Here is a 4270-nt window from a genome sequence, read left to right as displayed (position 1 = left end):
CGGCTCCCTCCAGCACCGTCAGCGGCTCGGCGACGATGCGTGCGATGGTCTGGCGCGGATCGAGCGAGCCGTAAGGGTCCTGGAACACCATCTGGAAATCGCGGCGGGCACGACGCAGCTCGTCGGCAGATATGCGATTGAGATCGCGGCCGAGCAGCGCGACCTGGCCCGATGTCGGCCGCTCCAGCGCCATCACCAGCCGCGCGAAGGTCGACTTGCCCGATCCGGATTCGCCGACGACGCCGAGGCTCTTGCCGGCGGCAACCTGCACACTCACGCCGTTGAGCGCACGCACCTGCCCCGGCGGGCGAAACAGGCTTTCCCGCGGCAGGGCGTAGCGCTGTTCGAGATCCTTCACGTCGAGAAGAGGCGCGGCGCTCATGCGGTCAATGCTCCGACGCGTTCTGCCATCGAGACATCAGTCCTGATGCAGCGCACGAAGTGCCCTGGTCCGACGTCGACCATCGGTGGAAGCGCGGCGCGGCACTGATCGATCACGAGCGGACATCGATCGGAGAAGGTGCAGCCGGAAGGCAGATCGGCAAGCTCCGGCACCGTGCCCGAGATCGTCGTCAGCCGCGTCCCCTTGCGCGCGCCGAGCTTCGGCCGGGCACGGAACAGGCCCTGCGTATAGGGATGGCCCATGCGGCGGAATACCTCATCGGTCGGCCCGCTCTCGACGACGGTGCCGCCATACATCACCATCATGCGCTGAACGTTCTCGGCGATGACGCCGAGATCGTGTGAGATCAGGATCATCGACATGCCGCGCTCCTCGACGAGATCGGCGATGAGGTCGAGGATCTGGCCCTGGATGGTGACGTCGAGCGCGGTGGTCGGCTCGTCCGCGATCAACAAATCGGGCTCGCAGGCGAGCGCCATGGCGATGGTGATGCGCTGGCGCTGGCCGCCGGAAAACTGGTGCGGATAGGCATCGACGCGCCGCGCCGGGTCGGGCAGTCCGACGCGATCGAGCAAGGCGATCACTTCATTGCGGGCCTGCGCCGCCGAATGCCTCTTGTGACGCCGCAGCGGCTCGGCAACCTGATGCCCGATCGTGTGCATCGGATTGAGCGCCGTCATCGGCTCCTGGAAGATCATGCTGATGCGGTTGCCGCGCAGGCTGCAATATTCCGCGTCCGGCAATCGCGCGATCTCGTTGCCGTCGAGCTTGATGCTGCCCGAGACCACGGCGCTATCAGGCAGCAGCCCCATCAGGGACATCGCGGTGACCGATTTGCCGCAGCCGGACTCACCGACGAGGCCGAGCGTCTCGCCGCGTTTCAGGGCGAAGCTGACGCCACGCACAGCCTGTGCCGGCCCACGGCTGGTATTGAGGCGCACGCCGAGATTGGCAACCTCGATCAGCGGCATGTTGGAGCGCTCACCCATCGTCATCGCTCCCGTGCCAGTCTGGGATCGAGCAGGTCGCGCAATCCGTCACCAAGCAGATTGAGGCCCAGCACCGCGATGGCAATCGCAGCGCCCGGATAGACCGCGAGCATCGGCGACTGGAACAGCAGCGTCTGCGCATCGTTCAGCATCCGCCCCCATGACGGCTGCGGCGGCTGCGTGCCGAGGCCGAGATAGGACAAGGCGGCTTCGGCAAGGATGGCAAGCGCAAACTGGATGGTGACCTGCACGATCAGGATCGACAGGATGTTGGGCAGGACGTGCTCGATGGTGATGCGGAAGCGCCCCTTGCCCGCCGCCCGCGCGGCCAGCACGAATTCGCGGGCCCAGATCGCGTTGGCCGAGCCGCGCGTCAGTCGGGTCAGCGTAGGGATCTGGAAGATGCCGATCGCGACGATCGAGGTCACCATGCCCGGTCCCGCGACCGCGGCGAGCATGATCGCGGACAGCACGGCCGGAAAGGCGAAGGTGAAGTCGGAGAAGCGCATGATGATCTCTTCGGTCCAGCCGCGCCGGGCTGACGCGATCAAGCCGAGCGTGACGCCAAAGGTGAGACCGATGCTGACGGCGATGATACCGACCATGATGGTGGAGCGGGCGCCGGCGAGCAGCAGCGAGACGATATCGCGGCCGAAGGAATCGGTGCCGAGCCAGTGCGCTGCCGAGGGCGGCCGGAGTTTTGAAGCGATGTCGATCTCGTAGGGCGACCACGGCGTCCACAACAGCGAGAGCAGCGCGGAGGCGAGCACCAACAGGCTCAACGAGCCGCCGATCACGAAGCTGCGGTGGCGCAGCGCGCGGCCCCAGAACGTACGGGCCGGCACACGGCGCGTTGCAATCGGCATGTCAATCGGAGTGGTCAGGGGAGCGCTCACAGGTCGTGGACCTTGATGCGGGGATCGATGAAGGCATAGAGCACGTCGACCACGAAATTGACGATGACGACCATGGTCGCGAGCAGCATCACGCAATTGCGCACCACGATGAGGTCGCGGTTGGCGATCGACTGGAAGATCAGACGGCCAAGGCCCGGCAGGTAGAACACGTTCTCGATCACGATGGTGCCGGCGAGGAGATTGGCGAACTGCAACCCCATCACCGTCATGACGGGGATCATGGCGTTGCGCAGCACGTGGCTCCACAGCACTTCGCGCTTGCCGAGTCCCTTCGCACGCGCGGTGCGGACGAAGTCTTCGCGCAGCACTTCGAGAACCGCCGAGCGCGTGACGCGCGCGAGGATCGCGGCCTGCACCACGGCGAGCGAGATCGCCGGCAGCAGCAGCGACTTCACGCCGGACCAGATGCCGTCCTCCCAGCCGGCAAAGCCGCCCGCCGAGAGCCATTGCAGCCGCACGGAGAACAACAGGACCAGCAGGATCGCGAACCAGAAGTTCGGCAGCGCGATGCCGACCTGCGTCAGCGACATCACACCGACGTCGCCAAGCCTGTTGTGGTTGGCGGCGGTGTAGATGCCGGCGGAGAGCGCCAGCGTCACCGTGATCGTCATGGCCATGATGGCGAGCGGAAAGGTCAACACGAGCCGCTCCGCGATCAGGCTGGCGACCGGCGTGCCGTAGACATAGGAATTGCCGAGATCGCCGGAGAGAAGTCCCTTGACCCAGTGCAAATAACGGACCGCCAGCGGCTGGTCGAGCCCGAGCTTGACGGTGAGCGCGCGGACCGCATCCGGCGAGGCGTCGGCGCCCATCAGCATCTGCGCGGCGTTGCCCGGAAGCGCGTCGAGCACAAGGAAGATGATCAGCGAGGCGCCGACCAGCGTCGCCAGCAAGGTCAACAGACGTCGGAGGACAAAGACGCTCATGCGCGCTCGGCTTCAGGGCTCAGCTGCGGCACGATCAACATGTCCGGGCGGCTGAGGCAAGCCCTTTGCACACAAGCCCTTTGCTGCATGCCCATCTCCTCAAGCCGGCCAGCGGGACAGAAGGTCGGCGGACGCCTCGAACAGTGCGCTCACGCGCAGCAATTCGGCATCGGCGCGGAAACGGCCGACGAGCTGGAGCCCGATCGGCAGGCCGTCGCGGCCGAAACCCGAGGGCAGGCTGACGGCGGGATGGCCGGTCATGTTGAACGGCATGGTCCAGGGGAACCAGTTCGGCCGGACGCTGTCGAAATGCCGACCATCGATCTCGATGCTGCCGAACAAATCTTGGCTGATCGGCAGCGCGCTGCGCGTGAGGGTCGGCATCGCCAGGACGTGCCCGCGCGCAAGCAGCGATTGCACGCGGCGGAACAGCGCGGTGCGCGCGAACATCGCCTCCTGGTAGTCGACGCCGCTGACCTCGGTAGCGAGCGCGAGCTGCTTGAGGAAAGCCTCGCTCAGCTCATCCTTGCGCTCGGCCGCGAGTTTTGCAAAGCGCGTGCGCCAGACGATGTGGTTGATGGCGCGCCAGATCGGCTCGATATCGAAACCTTCTCCGGAGAATTCCTCGAGCTCGGCGCCGAGCCCTGCCAGCCGGTCGAGGCTCGCCTTGAAACTGCTGGCGACCTCGGCGGACACCGGACGGCCCGGCGGCGTCAGGCAATACAGGATCCGTTGTCCACGCAGATCGCCGCGCGCGGCAGCCGTGCCGACGAAATCAGGCGCGGGAACGCCGATCGACCAGGGATCGACCGGGTCCTCGCCTGATATCGCCTGCATCATCAGCGCGGTGTCGGCAACGGTGCGGGTGGTCGGCGTGACATAGGTCTGGTTGCCGAACACATCCAGCGCCTGGCTGTGCGGGATCACGCCGTTGCTCTGCTTCAAGCCCACCACGCCGTTGCAGGCGGCGGGTATCCGTGTCGAGCCACCGCCGTCGGTGGCGATCGCGAGCGGCGCGATGCCACTGGCAACCGC

Annotated in this window: 5 protein-coding genes; all 5 read right to left on the bottom strand. The window is 66.3% G+C overall.

Annotated features, from left to right (window positions below; all coding sequences use genetic code 11):
• Nucleotides 1-382: ATP-binding cassette domain-containing protein (locus MOV75_RS29000; RefSeq protein ID WP_247007047.1), on the bottom strand; the 382-nt coding region annotated here is incomplete at its 3' end.
• Entirely contained in the window at nt 379-1392 is a 1014-nt protein-coding gene (locus tag MOV75_RS28995) for an ABC transporter ATP-binding protein (RefSeq protein WP_246930458.1), read from the bottom strand. The genes MOV75_RS28995 and MOV75_RS29000, both read right to left, overlap by 4 nt.
• Nucleotides 1393-1394: 2 nt before the next feature.
• Nucleotides 1395-2288, bottom strand: coding sequence for an ABC transporter permease (locus MOV75_RS28990; RefSeq protein ID WP_246930456.1), 894 nt, complete (start codon nt 2286-2288; stop codon nt 1395-1397).
• Complete coding sequence (locus tag MOV75_RS28985; RefSeq protein WP_246930453.1) at nt 2285-3235, bottom strand: ABC transporter permease; 951 nt, start codon at nt 3233-3235, stop codon at nt 2285-2287. Before MOV75_RS28985 ends, MOV75_RS28990 begins: the two co-directional genes overlap by 4 nt.
• A gap of 99 nt (nt 3236-3334) precedes the next feature.
• Nucleotides 3335-4270, bottom strand: a 936-nt coding sequence (locus tag MOV75_RS28980) for an amidase (protein ID WP_247007046.1), incomplete at its 5' end; no start/stop codon positions are given.

This window comes from Bradyrhizobium sp. PRIMUS42 (assembly GCF_023006515.1).
In the GTDB taxonomy this organism is placed as follows: Bacteria; Pseudomonadota; Alphaproteobacteria; order Rhizobiales; family Xanthobacteraceae; genus Bradyrhizobium.
The sequence above is the reverse complement of the archived record's forward strand: the minus strand, read 5'-3'. Positions and strand labels throughout refer to the sequence as shown.

Bases quoted from the DNA above. Each gene is read 5' to 3' on its own strand.
- MOV75_RS28995 (WP_246930458.1), bottom strand. From the start codon at position 1,392: ATGGGTGAGCGCTCCAACATGCCGCTGATCGAGGTTGCCAATCTCGGC.
- MOV75_RS28985 (WP_246930453.1), bottom strand. From the start codon at position 3,235: ATGAGCGTCTTTGTCCTCCGACGTCTGTTGACCTTGCTGGCGACGCTG.